Raw genomic sequence first — 15,660 nt, 5'->3', positions numbered from 1 at the left:
TGCAAGAACCGGGGAAGCAGAGCCCGCTGTCGAAAAACAATGCGAGCAAGAAGTACTCTCACCACGCTTTTCAACACGTCCTACACAAAGATAACCCGTTGTAAGCATTGAACTTTTATTCCGTTCAAAGGTGGCATTACTCAGCCTACTAAGGCACTATTTGTTCCTTGCCATCCAGCCGCAGGAGTAGCACTACATGAAAGGCCATCCAGACGTTATTAATTGCCTGATCGAACTGCTGCGCGGTGAGCTTGGCGCGCGCGATCAGTATTTTCTGCATTCCCGTCTGTATGAGGATCTGGGCTACAGCAAGCTGTACGAGCGCATCAACCATGAGATGGAAGAAGAGACCCAGCACGCCGATGCAATTCTCAAGCGTATCCTCTTTCTGGAAGGCAAGCCCGATATGCGTCCCCACGCGATCACGCCCGGCTTTACCGTAAAAGAGATGCTGGAGGCAGACCTGAAGCTGGAGTACGAAGTGCGCGAAAACCTGGCAAAGGCCATCGCGCTGTGCGAAAGGCTGGGCGACTACCCCAGTCGCGAGATGCTGGAAGTGCAGCTCAAGGATACCGAAGAAGACCACGCCTACTGGCTGGAGCAACAACTGCGCCTGTTCAAGATGGTGGGCGAGCAGAATTACCTGCAATCGCAGATCTGAACAGCGCAGCTGATAAAGCGCGATGAAAAAGGCCCTGGTAGCTCTGTTACCAGGGCCTTTTTATCGCTGCAGACCAGTTCGGCAACTGCTGATGCAGCGCCGCGCCCAGCCCTATCCCTACCCTACCCTACCCTACCCTACCCAACATAAATTCTCGCGGCCTACAGCAGCCAGCGCCAACACATCTCACCTTTTGCCGCTAAAGGGCAACAATGCCTGAGGCCTGGTGAGGCCCTATTCTTTACCAAACATTTACACTCTCCGGGCGTTGCCTGACACAGGCGCGAGTAGGCTTGCACAGGTGGCAGCTTCGCCTGACCTTGCAGCTCCCGGCATGACCCAGGCGCCCCGCTCCACACCGGCTGCGCTGGACTGCGGCCGGCCGCCTGACCAGGATGCCTATCGCAGAGTGGCAATATGTCCGCCCCCCGTACCGAGAACCCTGTAGTACCCAGAACACCATTGTTGTTGCTGCTGGCTTTACTGGTCAGCGCGTGCGCCAGCCATAGCGAACTCCCGCCGCCCGCCAGCAGCCACACAAGCCTGCCGTTGGTGATATATCCGACGCAGGGGCAAAACAGCACGCAATTGGCGCGCGACCGCTATGACTGCCATTTGTGGGCGGTAAAACAGTCCCATTTTGACCCCGCCATCATGGCTGACGCCTACCCCCCAGACCCGGTATCAGCTTTACCCGGCGCGGGCACCGCGGGCGGTGCCGTTGTGGGGGGCATAACCGGTGCGGTTCTCGCCGGCCCGCGGCACGGCGGTGAAGCTGTGCTGGCTGGCGCCCTGATCGGCGCTGCGCTGGGCACCGCCGCCGACCTCAACCAGGCGCAACAGATCAACCAGCACAATGCCGACCAGGAAAGGCAACAGAGCCTGGCCGAGAACAGTTACCGACGCGCCAGTGAGGCCTGTCTCGCTGGTCGCGGCTACAGCGTTCGTTAATCCGAGGAGAACAGCATGCATCAGAGCCTTTCGCGTATACCCACTCGACTCACCCTATTGCTGGCAGTCGGCCTGTTGAGCTGCACTGCAGCCCTGGCTGCCCCCGGTGGCGAACAGCATGGCGAACGCGGCCAGCCGAACCAGCAGCGCTCTGGCCAGGCGGGCGCTGCCCAGCCAACGCAGGGGCATTCGCCCCGGGATGCGCCTCGTGCCCAACCGCACCGGCAGTCGCAGCCCGTGTTACGGCGTGGCGACCGGATCGGCCAGTTGCCCAGTGGCTATCGCCAGATCCATCACCGTGAGCAGGATTATTACTATGCCCGCGGCGCCTGGTACCGTCCCTACAGCGGCGGCTTCGTTGTGGTGATGCCACCGGTCGGGCTATCCATTCCGATACTGCCTGATGGCTACATTACGCTGACGATTGGCGGTCGACCCTATTACCGCTACAACGATGTCTATTACACCCGGCGCGGCAACAGCTACGTGGTGATAGAGGCGCCAGCACAAACCGCGACCGCCGCCGTTGCGCCCGACGAGCTGTTCATCTATCCGGCACGTAACCAGTCGTCTGCGCAGCAGTCTCAGGATCGTTACGAATGCCATGAGTGGGGCAGTAGCCAAACCGGTTACGACCCCACCCTGGCATACGGCGGCGTGGACCCGGGCCAGGCTGACAGTACCCGCGCGCAATATCACCGGGCAATGACCGCCTGCCTTGAGGCTCGGGGATACAGCGTGCGCTGAAAAGCACGGCTCTGAATTCCCGCGTACAGCCCGGCCGATGATCGTCAGGCCGGGCCTCGGGGCTGCATGCGGCAGTTGCCAATCAGCGCACGACAGCGTAGTTAAATCCTGCGACTAGGTAGCCAACGGTTGGGACGGGGCTCGCTCGCGACTTAGCCAGGATTGCAGATCAAGGCGCCATATTGCCCGCACGCCCTTGAGTAGCAGATACAGAAACAGCAGCGGCAGGACCAGAGTGCGCAGGAAGAACAGGGTCATGGCTCGCAACACCGTGTCTACCGCGTTATCCAGCGCCTGCCTGATGGCATGGTAGGTCTGCGGATCGCCAGCCTGCGCCAACTGCTCGCGCAGAACGGACCAGCCTTCAGCTTGCTCATGGTTGGCCGATTTGGCCCGCTGCACCGCGCTGCGCTCGCGCTCCAGTCCGGCCAGCCGCTGCTGCAACTGGCGCTGGTGTTCGGTGTTCTGCTGCCGTTGCCGGGCCAGCAGTTCGACCTGCTGTGCCAGCGCGGCATGGTCGTTGTCACGCGTAAATGGATTGAGCTTCTGCAGACTGCTCATGTGTTCTTCCTTCGCCGCCAATGCCCGGCGGCTTTGCGTCAGCGCACGATCAAGCTGCTGCTGTTCCGCCTGCAACTGGCTCAGTTGGTTCTGCAGCGTCCGTTCGCGCTCAGCCAGCGCGTTAAGCGCAGGCTCGGCCTCAAACACGCTGTCGCCATCGCGCAACAGCTCCACCTGACCTGGCAGATTGTCCAGCCGCGCCATCTGCTGCCGGGTCTGATCGTCGAGAAAGTGATGATCTACCGCGCCGTTGAGCAGCACCACTGCTGCCAGCGCAAAGCGCAGAAACAACAGCACCAGAAACAGACGCAGGCAGCGCGCGGCCCAACGCCCCTGACGCCACCACAGGCTCAGCGCCAACAGCGCCGCGCTGATACTGATGAGCACCTTGAACAGACCATGAGAGACCACCCCAAGCAGAATCTTCTGGGTCAACAGCGAGCCGATGGCCCATTGCATCAGGGTGCCGTACTGCTCAATCAGATCATTGAACGGGTCAAGTAACTCACCCAGGGTCACCGCCACGCCGCCAAACAGACTGAAACTCAGGGTGGTCGATTGCAGCACCGAGACCAAGGCATTCAGCACGCGGGCCGAGGCAAAGGCGACCGAGGCCTGCAGCAGCGCGCCATCGAGATAATTTGCTGAAGCCCGATCAGCGCTGCCCAGCCAGGAAACCAGCACCACCAGCGCCGCAAACAACAGCAGCGCACCACGAAACCAGAATGAGCGCTGAGCGCGCACCGTATTTTGCATGACACCACCCCAGGCCGACGCATAAGCAAGGGGCTCAGCATAACAGCAGGGCAGCGCCGCTGGCGCTGGAAAACCCCAACGCCCTTACATCCTTCAGATGATGCGCGAGAATCGCTGCGCGCACTGTTCGCGCTGATACACATCAAACACCATACAGACAGAGCGGATCAGCAAACGCCCAGCCGGCAGTACGCGGATGCTGCCCGGTGTCAGTAATAGCAGACCGTCGTCGGCCATCTGTTCGAGCACGGGCAGACAGTCGGCGAAATAGTCGTGAAAGTCGATATCGAAACGCTGCTCGATGCTGGCAAAGGACAGCGTGCAATGACAGATCAGCTGGGCGATCACCGCGCGGCGTATATGATCGTCACTGTGGCACATCAGACCTCGCTGCGTGGCCAGCTGGTCAGTCTGCAACTTCAGCTGATAGACCTTCAGATCGCTGCCGTTCTGGCTGTACAGGTCGCCAATCTGGCTGATCGAGGACACGCCCAGACCTATCAGGTCACAGTGACCATGGGTGGTGTAGCCCTGAAAATTGCGCTGCAGTTCGCCGTTGTCCTGAGCGATGCTCAGGCTGTCGTCCGGCAGCGCGAAGTGGTCCATGCCGATGTAGCGATAACCGGCAGCAAGCAGCTGCTGCACGCTGTTTTCAAACATGCGCAGTTTGTCCGCCGGCGATGGCAGCTCGGCGGTGTTGATCCGCCGCTGCGGCAGAAAGCGCTCCGGCAGGTGAGCGTAGTTGAACACCGACAGCCGATCGGGTTTGAGCGCTATGATGGCCTCGACAGTGCGCGCGAAACGCTCCGGGGTCTGTTTGGGCAGGCCATAGATCAGGTCGATGTTGATTGAACGGTAAGCCAAGGTACGGGCAGCATCCATTACCGTCTGGGTCTGTTCCTGGCTCTGCAGTCGGTTCACCGCACGCTGCACCTCCGGGTCCAGATCCTGTACACCAAAACTGACCCTGTTGAAGCCCAGCTCGCGTAGCAGGCCCATGGTCGCCCAGTCGGCCTCGCGCGGGTCGATCTCGATGCTGTAGTCGCCGCCGTCGTCGTCATGCAAGACAAAATGGCGGCGCAGGCACGCCATGAGTTCACGCAGTTCGGCATGGCTGAGAAAGGTCGGCGTGCCGCCACCAAAATGCAGCTGCTCCACGTGCTGGTCCGGCCCCAGGTGCTGACTGACCAGCTCTATCTCGCGCTGCAGCGCGGCCAGATATTCGCGCGCTCGGCTGCGATCCTTGGTGATCACCTTGTTGCAGGCGCAGTAGTAGCAGATGTTGGCGCAGAACGGGATGTGCACGTAGAGCGATAGCCCGCGGCCGCTCGCGCGGCTTTGTTCCAGCGCATGCACGAAGTCCGTGGGGCGAATACCATCGTGAAACTGCACGGCTGTAGGGTAAGAGGTGTAACGCGGACCGGCCTGGTCGTAACGCCGAATCAGGTCGGCGTCCCAACGAATTGAGCTAAGCATGAGATTCCCCGGCGCTTGCAAGTCTGAGCAGGCAGATTACGCAGTCCCGTCGGCGGAGGTTTTGACGCGGATCAATAGAGTATAGGCTACTGCCAGGAACGAGCAGTCCCTGGCTTAGCCGCCGGTGGCGTTCATGAATCGCAACACCTGCACCTCGCCGTCCACGGCAAACTCGTGCCGCGCCGGCTTGTGCTGCAAGGCGCGCTCCAGGGCCGCACGAATGGGCTCATCAGAGCCATGGCGGCGCACCAGCTCACGCATATCCAGGGCGTTTTCATGCCCCAGACAGAGCAGCAGGCGCCCTTCCGTGGTCAGGCGAACGCGGTTGCAGGTATCACAGAAATTGTGTGAATGCGGCGAAATGAAACCGATGCGGCTGGCGGGGTAGCCTTCCACTCGCAGATAGCGTGCCGGGCCGCCGCTACTCTCGTTGCTGTCGATCAGGCGGTAGTGCTGACTGATCATCTCGCGCACCTCGGCGCTGGAGCAGAAGGCTTCACCGCGCTCGCGACCGACATTGCCCAGCGGCATTTCCTCGATGAAGGTGATGTCCAGCTCCCGCTGCAAGGCAAAATCGGTGAGCGCGGTGACCTCATCATGATTGCGCCCCTTCATCACCACCACATTCAGCTTGATTCGCTCAAAGCCTGCCGCCCTGGCCGCTTCGATCCCGCCGAGCACCTGGCTCAGCTCGCCGGTGCGGGTGATGGCTTTGAACTTGTCCGCCTGCAGGCTATCGAGACTGATATTGAGACGTCTGACGCCAGCCTCGGCCAAGGGCTGGGCCAGGCGGTCAAGTTGAGAGCCGTTGGTGGTCATCACCAGCTCATCCAGCCCCGGCAGCGCACTCAGGCGTGCACACAAATCCACGACGCCGCGACGCACCAGCGGCTCGCCGCCGGTCAGGCGGATCTTGCGCACTCCCTGTTCGACGAACAACCGGGCAATACGCTCCAACTCCTCCAGACTGAGGATCTGCGCGCGCGGCAGAAAGGTCATGTCTTCGGCCATGCAGTAGACGCAACGAAAGTCGCACCTGTCGGTCACCGAGAGGCGCAGATATTCAATCCGGCGTCCCTGGCCATCCTGCAATCGACCTTGTGTCATGCCTCGCTCCACTTGCTGCGTAATGTTCACTGGCTTTTGCACTGTAGCATGCTGCACTCAGGACTCGGAGCCACGGCTTGCGCACCAGCGCGCCAATGCCTGCTCGTCGCTATCGCGGGCTTCGACCCAGCGCTCGCCCTGCGGCGTGCTTTCACGTTTCCAGAACGGCGCGCGGGTTTTCAGGTAATCCATGATGAACTCGGTCGCTGCAAAAGCGTCTTGCCGGTGCGAGGAAGCCGTGCCCACAAACACGATAGGCTCCCCCGGCTCGAGTTGTCCGACCCGATGAATCAGTTGCACATCCAACAGAGTCCAGCGCGCCGCCGCCTGTTCGGCGATCGACTGCAGCGCTTTCTCGGTCATGCCGGGATAATGCTCAAGCCACATGCCGGCCACCGCGGCACCTTCGTTGTAATCGCGCACATAGCCGACAAAACCGCTGACCGCGCCGGTGCCTCGATTGTTACCGTGCAGCCGGTTGAACCAGTCGCCGGGATCAAAAGCCGCTTGCTGCACTAGGATGCGCATATCAACCTCCAGTCACCGGCGGGAAGAACGCCAGCTCGTCCCCGTCGACAATGGCACTGTCCAGCGCGCACAGCTCCTGATTGCGCGCGCACATGATGCGCGGCTCGGCGAGTACTTGCCAGGGCTCGCCGCGCGCCAGCAGGCGCTGACGCACATCGTTCAGGGTTTTCAGCTCGGCGTCCCAGGCTAGTTGCTCGCCACTGCAGCCAAGCTGTTCGCGGTAACGGGCAAAAAACTGCAGGCTGATCATGGCGCGGCCTCGGCCTGGTAATCGCCACTCTTGCCGCCGGACTTTTGCAGCAGCCGTGTTGTCTCGATCACCATGCCCTTGTCTACGGCCTTGCACATGTCGTAGAGAGTCAGAGCGGCGATGCTGGCAGCGGTCAGTGCTTCCATCTCCACTCCGGTCTGGCCGGCGAGCTTGCAGCGCGCCTGGATGCGTACCGCGTCGGGCGCCTCCAGCAACAGGTCCACCTTGACACTGGTGAGCATGAGCGGATGGCACAGCGGGATCAGGTCGGAGGTTTTCTTCGCGGCCTGAATGCCGGCAATGCGCGCCACCGCCAGCACATCGCCCTTGGGATGGCCTCCGGATTGAATCAGCTCGAAGGTCTGCGGGCGCATGCGCACCAATGCCTCGGCAATGGCCTCGCGCGCGGTAACGGCCTTCTCGGTAACGTCGACCATATTGGCGCGGCCTTGTGCATCAAGATGAGTCAGCATACATTTGCTCTCTCGGGTACGATGCGCTCTACTTTACTGGATTCCTCCTCGGGGTTCAGCCTCGGGGAACCTGTCAACGCGCGGCGCAGTCCCAAATGTCAGTCATACGGGATGATCCGGCGGAGTTGATGGGCATAGCGGTTGCTCGATACGCCTTGCATCCTCCGCAGCGGTCTCAGATAGACAAAAGCTATCTGCAATTTAGTTGAAATTTATTTTAAGTATCCATGGCAGACGCCTACTATGGCACCTGTCTTCTCAACCAACGACGCAAACGACTCAACAAGGAGTTTATCGATGTCAGTTATCAACACCGAAATCAAACCTTTCAAGGCTCAGGCATTCAAGAATGGCGAGTTCTTCGAAGTCACCGACGCTGACGTGAAAGGCAAGTGGGCGATCTTCTTCTTCTATCCTGCTGACTTCACCTTCGTATGCCCTACCGAACTGGGCGACGTTGCTGATTACTACGACGAGCTGCAGAAGATGGGCGTAGAAGTATATTCGGTCTCTACCGATACCCACTTCACCCACAAAGCATGGCACGACGCTTCCGAGACCATCGCCAAGATCAAGTACACCATGATCGGCGATCCGACCGGCACCATCACCCGTAACTTCGACAACATGCGCGAAGACATGGGTCTGGCTGACCGCGGTACCTTCATCATCGATCCGCAGGGTATCATCCAGGCGGTTGAAGTGACCAGCGAAGGCATCGGCCGCAACGCTGAAGACCTGGTTCGCAAGGTCAAGGCTGCTCAGTACATTGCTGCTCACCCGGGTGAAGTCTGCCCGGCCAAGTGGAAAGAAGGCGAAGCCACCCTGGCTCCTTCTCTCGACCTGGTAGGCAAGATCTAAGTTTGCCTGATGACCCGGCCCGCTGTGGAGCGCAACGTGCTCCCGGTTGGCGGGCCGGGTTTTTTACGCCCAGAATTTGACTATTTGTTTAAAGGACACGCACATGTTGGACGCCAATCTGAAGAAACAACTGGACACGTACCTGCAGAACATCGTTAACCCGATTGAAGTCAGCGTGTCCGTGGACGACAGCCCCAAGGGCAAAGAACTGCATGAACTCGCGGTCGAGATCGCGGAAATGTCGAGCAAGATCGGCCTGGTAGCGGCTGAAGACAAACGCACCCCCAGCATGGGCGTCGGCCCCAGCGGCCAACCGCCACGCGTGCGTTTTGCCGGCATCCCGATGGGCCACGAGTTCACCTCACTGGTACTGGCACTGCTGCAGTCTGGGGGCCATCCATCCAAGGCCGACCCGGCACTGCTTGACCAGATCCGTCATCTGGAAGGCGAGTTCCACTTCGAGACTTACATCTCGCTGTCATGCCAGAACTGCCCGGACGTAGTCCAGGCACTGAACCTGATGGCTACGCTGAACCCCAACGTCACCCACGTGATGATTGATGGCGCGCTGTTCCAGGATGAAGTCGACGAGCGGCAGATCATGGCTGTGCCCTCGGTCTACCTCAATGGCGAGCACTTTGGCCAGGGCCGCATGACCCTGCCGGAGATCGTCAACAAGGTCGACAGTGGCGCCTCCAAGCGTCGCGCCGCCGAGCTGAACGAGAAGAAGCCCTACGATGTACTCATCGTCGGTGGTGGCCCGGCAGCTGCCTCTGCTGCCATCTATGCCGCACGCAAAGGCATCCGCACCGGCATAGTGACCGAGCGTTTTGGTGGCCAGGTGCTGGATACCGTGGGTATCGAGAACTTTATCTCCGTGCCTTACACCGAAGGCCCCAAGCTGGTCGCCAGCCTGGAGCAGCACGTGAAGGAATACGAGGTAGATCTGATCACCGAGCAGAAAGCCGCGCAGATCAGCACTGGCGACTACGTTGAAATCGCCCTGGAAAGCGGTGCTACCCTGCTCAGCCGCGCGGTGATTCTGGCCACCGGCGCACGCTGGAGAGAAATGAACGTGCCCGGCGAGCAGGAATACCGCGGCAAGGGCGTGGCGTACTGCCCGCACTGTGACGGCCCGCTGTTCAAGGGCAAGCGCGTGGCGGTGATTGGTGGCGGCAACTCGGGTATTGAGGCAGCCATCGACCTGGCTGGCATCGTCGAGCACGTCACTGTGCTGGAGTTTGCCGATACCCTGCGCGCCGACGAAGTTCTGCAGCGCAAGGCCCGCTCGATGCGCAATATCGACATCATCAAGAGCGCGCAGACCACCGAAGTACGTGGCGACGGCAACAAGGTCGTGGGTCTGACCTACAAGGACCGCACCACCGAGGAACTGAAGCAGGTGGACGTAGCCGGGATCTTCGTGCAGATCGGTCTGGTGCCCAACACCGAGTGGCTCAAGGGCAGCGAGCTGAACCTGACCCGCTTCGGCGAGATCGAGATCGACGCGCGCGGTGCAACCAACATCCCCGGCGTCTTTGCTGCCGGTGACGTAACCACGGTGCCGTTCAAGCAGATCATCGTTGCCATGGGGGCCGGTTCCACTGCCTCACTGGCCGCCTTTGATCACCTGATCCGTACGGTTGACCCGGCAGAGGCAAAGCAAGCCGTTAACAGCTGATCCACTGAGTCGCAACGCAAAACCGCCCTGCTGGGCGGTTTTGCTATTCTGGCCTACTCTTTCAAGTTGGTAGCCAGAGCGCATCCAGGTTATTGAACGGCCAATCATCAGGATTTTCGCGCCCGGTGATGCGTTCCACCTCCTGCGCATCCGCCAGATCAACCAGTTGGACCGGCACTGCGCGTCCCAGCCGAATCGAGTAGAACACCCGGACGCGAGGGGTAAGCAGCGAACCTTCGCCCTGCTCCACCACCACGCCCAGTCGGTCCGAGGCCAGCCGCACCAGCGACCCTACCGGATAGATGCCCAACATGCGCACAAAACGCTGAAATAGCTCGCTATCAAAATGGCCGTGCCAACTGGCCATACGACTAAGCGATTCGGCTGGGCCCCACCCTGCCTTGTAGGGCCGGTTGGAGGTGACGGCATCGTATACATCACAAATTGCCCCCATGCGCGCCAACAGCGAAATATGCTCACCGACCAGCTGCTGCGGATAGCCGCTGCCGTCTACCTTCTCGTGATGATGCAGACAGACATCCAGTACTGCCGGCGAGGCTGACTCCCATTCCAGCAGAATGCGGTGACCCTCCACCGGGTGTTGCTGCATCACGGCAAACTCGGCAGTGGTCAGCTTGCCCGGTTTATTCAGAATAGCCTCCGGCATTGCCGCTTTGCCCAAATCGTGCAACAACCCGGCCATGCCGGCTTCCAATACCTGAGGCTCCGACAGTCCGCTGGCCCTGGCCATGCCCACCATCAAGGCGGCCACAGCCACCGAATGCAGATAGGTATATTCATCCTTGTGCTTGATGCGGGCAACGCTGATCAGAGCATGGGGGTTGCGACTCAGCGACTCGTTCATTTCACCTACCAGTTCACCAAGCCGCTCGGCATTAACTACCTGGCCAAGGCGCACGTCAGCGAACATATCTTTCACCGCCTGTTTGCCGCGGCGAAAGATCTGTTGCGCGCGTAATACTTCATCCGCCATCGAGCAGCGCTGCAGGGCTACCGCAGGGGGCTTTAGAGCGGGTTCTGGGTTCTGAACGTCAGCTTCGGAAAACGCTGGGGCGGGTGGTACTTCAGGGTCCGAAGGCGGCGCTGAAACATCCACGCCCTTCGACAAATCAATGATCAGTTCTTCTACCGAACTTTCCTGGATGCGCAGCAGGGTCTGCATGTCCTCGACCAGCAGTTTGCGCGACCAGAATGGATGCTGCATCCATGAACCGCAAAAGCGCTCGACATACATGCCGATACGGACCTGGCCGGTGGGAATCTTTTTTAACATTGCTGCTGGACGTCCAATTATCACTGACCCGTGAACCAGCATCCTGCCGAGCTGAAGACCGCTGCCTATGAAAAAATCGGGCGGCGACCACTAGCCTTTTGCCACTCTCAGTATAATCACGGGAAAGGCAAGCTGGATAGCTACTTTTGGTGGTCCTGACTATCTGCTGAGTTAGCGACAGGAAAGGATTCAAAACCGGAGAAATCAGCGCCCATGTCGTCAGTCAAGGCATCGGGCGCAAAACGCAACAGACAGCCTTCGCCCTGTAGCACAGGCATGCTGGCCGCCCCGGCAGCCAAAGGACCCACCGCATCAGGATCGTCATCATCGCTGAACCTGCTCACTTCGGCGCCGCGTGCAGGTTGTATTTTTGCACCGCGCGCAGAATATCGCGCCGGCTGATCTGGCCCACCAGGCGCCCTTCATCAATCACCGGCAAGCGACGGCGGCGCATCCGGATGAAATGCTCCGCAGCCTTGACGATATCGGCATCGGCATCGATGGTTTCCACCACCACCGTCATGACCGACGCGACGGTGCCGCCCGCTTCCTCAAAGTAGCTGCCTGCCAGAATGCCCTTGAGACAATCACCTTCGGACAACAATCCGATCAGATGCCCATGCTCATCCAGCACCGGTGCGCCGGAGATCTTGTGCGTGAGCAGGTGATCAATCGCCCGGAACAGGTCCATATCGGCGGTCAGGGTAATCAGATCCGATGTCATGTAATCACGCACTTTGACCGATTTCAGCATAAAGCCTCCTGCCTTGGGTTGTTTCTCCTACAGCTTAGCTGAACACCACGGTCTTGTTGTCATGCACCAGCACACGATCTTCCAGGTGGTAGCGCAGGCCGCGCGAAAGCACCATTTTTTCCACGTCCTTGCCCAGGCGCACCATATCGTCGGCGTTGTTTCTATGGGTAATTCGTACCACATCCTGTTCAATGATGGGGCCGGCATCCAGTTCTTCGGTGACATAATGACAGGTAGCACCAATCAGCTTCACGCCCCGCTGCGCGGCCTGATGATATGGCCGCGCGCCCACGAAAGAAGGCAGGAAACTATGATGAATGTTGATAATACGATGGGCATAACGCTGACATAGCTCGGGCGGTAGAATCTGCATGTAACGCGCCAGCACAATGCAGTCAGCCTCTTGTTCTGCAACCAATTCGTTTATCCTGGCAAAGGCCGGCGCCTTGTTTTGCGCATCAACAGGTACATGGTGAAAGGCTATACCGTGCCATTCCACCATACTGCGCAAATCGTCATGATTGGATATTACGCTGGTGATATCACAATCAAGTTCGCCACTGTGCCAGCGGTGCAGCAAGTCGGCCAGACAATGCGACTCTCGGCTGGCCATCAATACCACTTTCTTGCGTTGTGCAGAGTCGCTGACACGCCAATCCATTTGAAACTCGTTACCGATGGGCGCAAATGCGGTACGCAGACCTTCCACATCAAAGGGCAGCGAATCGGCCCGAATCTCATGCCGCATGAAGAACCAGCCAGACAAATTATCGGAATGATGATTGGCCTCGGTAATCCAGCCATTATAGGCCGCCAGCACATTACTCACCTTGGCGACAATACCCACCCGATCAGGACAGGCAATGACCAATCTGAAAGTACGCATTTCCACTCCTCAATCACGTGCAATAACCACGACAGAAATATAAAAGACATAGACACAAAGACATTAAACCGGCACGCCGGGTCAGCACTATGCTTATCGACCAGCACACCGCGGTGACCGCTGCACAGCAACGCATGACCGGTGGGCATTCTAACCGCTGCGCCCTATCCGGTGCAGCGAAATAATCAGCCTAGCAAGCCCGACAGCATGGCATTGACTGGCAACGCGAGATAACTCGATTAAAAACTTGCACTTTGTCGGAGACAAGTTACAACTTGTTGTAAGCCTTGCGCGCATAAATTACTATTGCGTTGTTTCCGCCGATTCCACCTCGCTTTAGAAAGGTAAACTTACATGTCCATGCTGCAAGAATATCGTCAGATTGAAGAAACCATTCGCGAACTTAATGAACGCCTTCAGTCTCTGTCCAACGATGACAAACTGAAAAAAGAAATCGAGTTTGAAGAAAAACTCCGCAGCTTGATGGGTCAGTACAACAAATCGCTCAAGGATGTTGTTGCGATTCTCGATCCGGACAACAAGACTGCCAGCGGCAAGAAAGCGGCTACCGGTAGCAAGCGTGCCCGCAAGGTCAAGCAATACAAGAACCCCAATACCGGTGAAGTTATTGAGACCAAAGGTGGCAATCACAAGACACTCAAGGCCTGGAAAGAAAAGTACGGTGCCGAGAAAGTTGAATCCTGGATGACGATTCTGGGCTGAACAAATCAGCGTTGAATAAAAAACCCGATGCCTGTCATCGGGTTTTTTATATCTGCACCGTCTTCAAACTCGGGCCAAGCCGAGTTTATCCGCACGGCGCAGCGCCTCTGCCTGCCAAGCCAGCAGCAACCTCTGTTGCGTTGCATCGACCTGGGGCAACAGCGCATCCAGCGTCTGCATGAAGTCGTTGAAGGTGATGGGCGCGCCCGGTTCCGCGCCACTCAGCCGCCCCCGGCAAAATCCATCCCAGGCCTGTTGCTCCTGCTCACTCAATGACTCGGGAAAATTGCGGGCACGGTAACGAAACAGCATATCCACCAGGCGCTGGTCACGCAGCGGCCATTGCGTCGTGGCCAGTGTCTTGGCGTCGGCTTCGCGGATGGCCGGTAGCAGCCGACGGTCCGCATCGCCCAGAAAGCCGCCATACAGTTGCAGCTCGGGGTCTTCGTCGCCCGCCGCAGCGACGGAGTCCTGGGCGTAGATTTGCGCCAGCAGGCCCTGCGCGCCACCGCGCCAGTTGCCCAGTTCCGCGGCACGCTGCAACATCAGCGGCATGTTCAGCTGCAAGCGCTCGATGTCGGTCGGCAGTAGTACTTTGGTGTCGGCCAGTACCGGGCATTTATTGATATGTACCAGTTTCAATCCGGGCCGAGCTTCTCTCTCTTTCAAATCTTCGGCGCGGGTATACAGCAGCCTGCGGATATCCTCAGCCGATTGCTGCATCAACTGCACTGGATCGGTGGCCAGATCACAGACAATCAGCGCGTTGCGATTGGTCGGGTGCCAGCCCAGCGGGAGCACCAGACCCAGGCCGCTGCGCTCACGGCCAAAACGGCCGGACACGTGCACCAGCGGACGCACATTCTGCAAGTCGATCAATTCACTGACCCTGTGCTTGCTGCGCAGGGTCACCAGATAGTCGAAGAGCCTGGGCTGCGCCTGCCGCAGCAGCCGAGCCATGGCAATGGTCGCGCGCACATCAGCCAGAGCATCGTGAGCCTGGCCATGGTCTATACCGTTGGCGGCCGTCAGCAATTCCAGGCGCAGACTGGTAAAGCCATCCTGCTCGGGCCAAACGATACCCTCAGGGCGCAAGGCGTGCGCCGCGCGCAGCGCATCCAGCAGATCCCAGCGGCTGTTGCCACCTTGCCACTCACGCGCGTAGGGGTCGTGGAAGTTGCGGTAGAGGGTAAAGCGCGCCATTTCATCATCAAAACGCAGGCTGTTATAACCCACGCTGCAGGTGCCCGGCTGGATCATCTGTTCGTGCAACCGGTGAATGAACTCGGGCTCACCGAGCCCGGCAGCCAGGCGCTCGGGCCCGATTCCGGTCACCAGACACGCCATGGGGTGCGGCAGAATATCCGGCGGCAGACGGCAATCGATGCACAACGGCTCGCCTATTTCCTCCAACTGTTCATTGGTGCGCACGCCCGCAACCTGCACTGGCCGGTCGCGGCGTGGGTCGATGCCGGTGGATTCAAAGTCGTACCAGAAGAAACTCTTGCTCATGCCTGCCCCCATTGATCAGCAATGCAGGGTAACGCAACGGCGGCGTTCAGACATCCACGGGCTGGCTGAAACTGAAATAGCGCTGCAACAAGGTGGCCAGTGAGGCAAAGGTTTTCGGATTGGAGACGATGCTGAAACCGCAATCGTAGTAGCCGGGTGTGATATCCGCTCGGCACCAGTGGCTGCGCACACGAAAGTGTATGGGCTCGGCCGGTTTGTCATCTTCGCCTGGCAGTTTGAGCAGCAGCTGGTATTCCTGGTCGAGCATGACCGGCAGCTCGGTAATCAGCATAATACCCATACGTGAGACATTGCCGATGTACCCAAAGGGGCGGTCGGTCTGACTGTTGTACACACGCAGATAGGCACTGAGCTGCTGGCGCGGGATCTGCCGCTGCTCTATCGGATGATCGTTGCTTGATCCGGGTAACACCTGCAT

17 protein-coding genes are annotated in these 15,660 nt (G+C 59.1%); 6 read left to right on the top strand and 11 right to left on the bottom strand.

Features of this window, described 5'->3' with window-relative positions; all coding sequences use genetic code 11:
• Positions 1–196: 196 nt before the first annotated feature.
• The 3 genes from bfr (at position 197) to V7756_RS12795 (ending at position 2,359) form a co-directional block, all read left to right on the top strand.
• On the top strand, positions 197–661 hold the full coding sequence (bfr, locus tag V7756_RS12805) for a bacterioferritin (protein WP_335610575.1): 465 nt from the start codon (positions 197–199) through the stop codon (positions 659–661).
• Positions 662–1,078: 417 nt separating this feature from the next.
• Entirely contained in the window at positions 1,079–1,612 is a 534-nt protein-coding gene (locus tag V7756_RS12800) for a hypothetical protein (RefSeq protein ID WP_335610574.1), read from the top strand.
• A 15-nt stretch (positions 1,613–1,627) separates the two neighbouring features.
• Positions 1,628–2,359: a DUF6515 family protein gene (locus V7756_RS12795; RefSeq protein ID WP_335610573.1), complete on the top strand. Its 732-nt coding sequence runs from the start codon at positions 1,628–1,630 to the stop codon at positions 2,357–2,359.
• A gap of 114 nt (positions 2,360–2,473) precedes the next feature.
• Here V7756_RS12795 and V7756_RS12790 read toward each other — a convergent pair whose 3' ends face one another.
• The 6 genes from V7756_RS12790 to moaC all read right to left on the bottom strand — a co-directional run bounded on the left by V7756_RS12790 (position 2,474) and on the right by moaC (position 7,510).
• Positions 2,474–3,676, bottom strand: a complete 1,203-nt coding sequence (locus tag V7756_RS12790; protein WP_335610572.1) for a hypothetical protein — start codon at positions 3,674–3,676, stop codon at positions 2,474–2,476.
• A gap of 93 nt (positions 3,677–3,769) precedes the next feature.
• A complete protein-coding gene (hemN, locus tag V7756_RS12785) occupies positions 3,770–5,152 on the bottom strand; it encodes an oxygen-independent coproporphyrinogen III oxidase (protein WP_335610571.1) in 1,383 nt (460 codons plus the stop codon).
• 114 nt (positions 5,153–5,266) lie between these two features.
• Positions 5,267–6,259 (bottom strand): GTP 3',8-cyclase MoaA, encoded by a 993-nt coding sequence (moaA, locus tag V7756_RS12780; RefSeq protein ID WP_335610570.1) that lies wholly within the window; start codon positions 6,257–6,259, stop codon positions 5,267–5,269.
• Between the two features lie 57 nt (positions 6,260–6,316).
• Positions 6,317–6,787, bottom strand: a complete 471-nt coding sequence (gene moaE / locus V7756_RS12775) for a molybdopterin synthase catalytic subunit MoaE (RefSeq protein ID WP_335610569.1) — start codon at positions 6,785–6,787, stop codon at positions 6,317–6,319.
• A 1-nt stretch (position 6,788) separates the two neighbouring features.
• Positions 6,789–7,037: a MoaD/ThiS family protein gene (locus V7756_RS12770; RefSeq protein WP_335610568.1), complete on the bottom strand. Its 249-nt coding sequence runs from the start codon at positions 7,035–7,037 to the stop codon at positions 6,789–6,791.
• Positions 7,034–7,510 (bottom strand): cyclic pyranopterin monophosphate synthase MoaC, encoded by a 477-nt coding sequence (moaC, locus tag V7756_RS12765; protein ID WP_335610567.1) that lies wholly within the window; start codon positions 7,508–7,510, stop codon positions 7,034–7,036. Before moaC ends, V7756_RS12770 begins: the two co-directional genes overlap by 4 nt.
• A 297-nt stretch (positions 7,511–7,807) precedes the next feature.
• Here moaC and ahpC point away from each other — a divergent pair, with 297 nt between their 5' ends.
• Both ahpC and ahpF read left to right on the top strand, forming a co-directional pair.
• Entirely contained in the window at positions 7,808–8,371 is a 564-nt protein-coding gene (gene ahpC / locus V7756_RS12760; RefSeq protein WP_335610566.1) for an alkyl hydroperoxide reductase subunit C, read from the top strand.
• A gap of 103 nt (positions 8,372–8,474) precedes the next feature.
• On the top strand, positions 8,475–10,052 hold the full coding sequence (gene ahpF, locus V7756_RS12755) for an alkyl hydroperoxide reductase subunit F (RefSeq protein ID WP_335610565.1): 1,578 nt from the start codon (positions 8,475–8,477) through the stop codon (positions 10,050–10,052).
• A gap of 61 nt (positions 10,053–10,113) precedes the next feature.
• Here the strand turns inward: ahpF and V7756_RS12750 are convergent, their stop codons facing one another.
• The 3 genes from V7756_RS12750 to purU form a co-directional block, all read right to left on the bottom strand.
• Positions 10,114–11,346, bottom strand: coding sequence for an HD-GYP domain-containing protein (locus tag V7756_RS12750; RefSeq protein WP_335610564.1), 1,233 nt, complete (start codon positions 11,344–11,346; stop codon positions 10,114–10,116).
• A 340-nt stretch (positions 11,347–11,686) separates the two neighbouring features.
• Positions 11,687–12,100, bottom strand: a complete 414-nt coding sequence (locus V7756_RS12745; protein ID WP_335610563.1) for a CBS domain-containing protein — start codon at positions 12,098–12,100, stop codon at positions 11,687–11,689.
• A 34-nt stretch (positions 12,101–12,134) separates the two neighbouring features.
• On the bottom strand, positions 12,135–12,986 hold the full coding sequence (gene purU, locus V7756_RS12740; RefSeq protein WP_335610562.1) for a formyltetrahydrofolate deformylase: 852 nt from the start codon (positions 12,984–12,986) through the stop codon (positions 12,135–12,137).
• A 354-nt stretch (positions 12,987–13,340) separates the two neighbouring features.
• Here purU and mvaT point away from each other — a divergent pair, with 354 nt between their 5' ends.
• Positions 13,341–13,709 carry a histone-like nucleoid-structuring protein MvaT gene (gene mvaT / locus V7756_RS12735; protein ID WP_335610561.1) on the top strand — a complete coding sequence of 123 codons (369 nt, stop codon included), beginning with the start codon at positions 13,341–13,343 and terminating at the stop codon, positions 13,707–13,709.
• Between the two features lie 63 nt (positions 13,710–13,772).
• On the opposite strand, the gene sbcB is transcribed toward mvaT, so the two are convergent.
• Both sbcB and V7756_RS12725 read right to left on the bottom strand, forming a co-directional pair.
• Complete coding sequence (sbcB, locus tag V7756_RS12730) at positions 13,773–15,221, bottom strand: exodeoxyribonuclease I (RefSeq protein ID WP_335610560.1); 1,449 nt, start codon at positions 15,219–15,221, stop codon at positions 13,773–13,775.
• Positions 15,222–15,267: 46 nt separating this feature from the next.
• Positions 15,268–15,660: a PilZ domain-containing protein gene (locus V7756_RS12725; RefSeq protein WP_335610559.1), complete on the bottom strand. Its 393-nt coding sequence runs from the start codon at positions 15,658–15,660 to the stop codon at positions 15,268–15,270.

Origin of the sequence: Halopseudomonas sp., assembly GCF_036961105.1 — a bacterium.
GTDB lineage: Bacteria > Pseudomonadota > Gammaproteobacteria > Pseudomonadales > Pseudomonadaceae > Halopseudomonas.
This window is presented reverse-complemented; position numbering and strand designations above follow the sequence as displayed.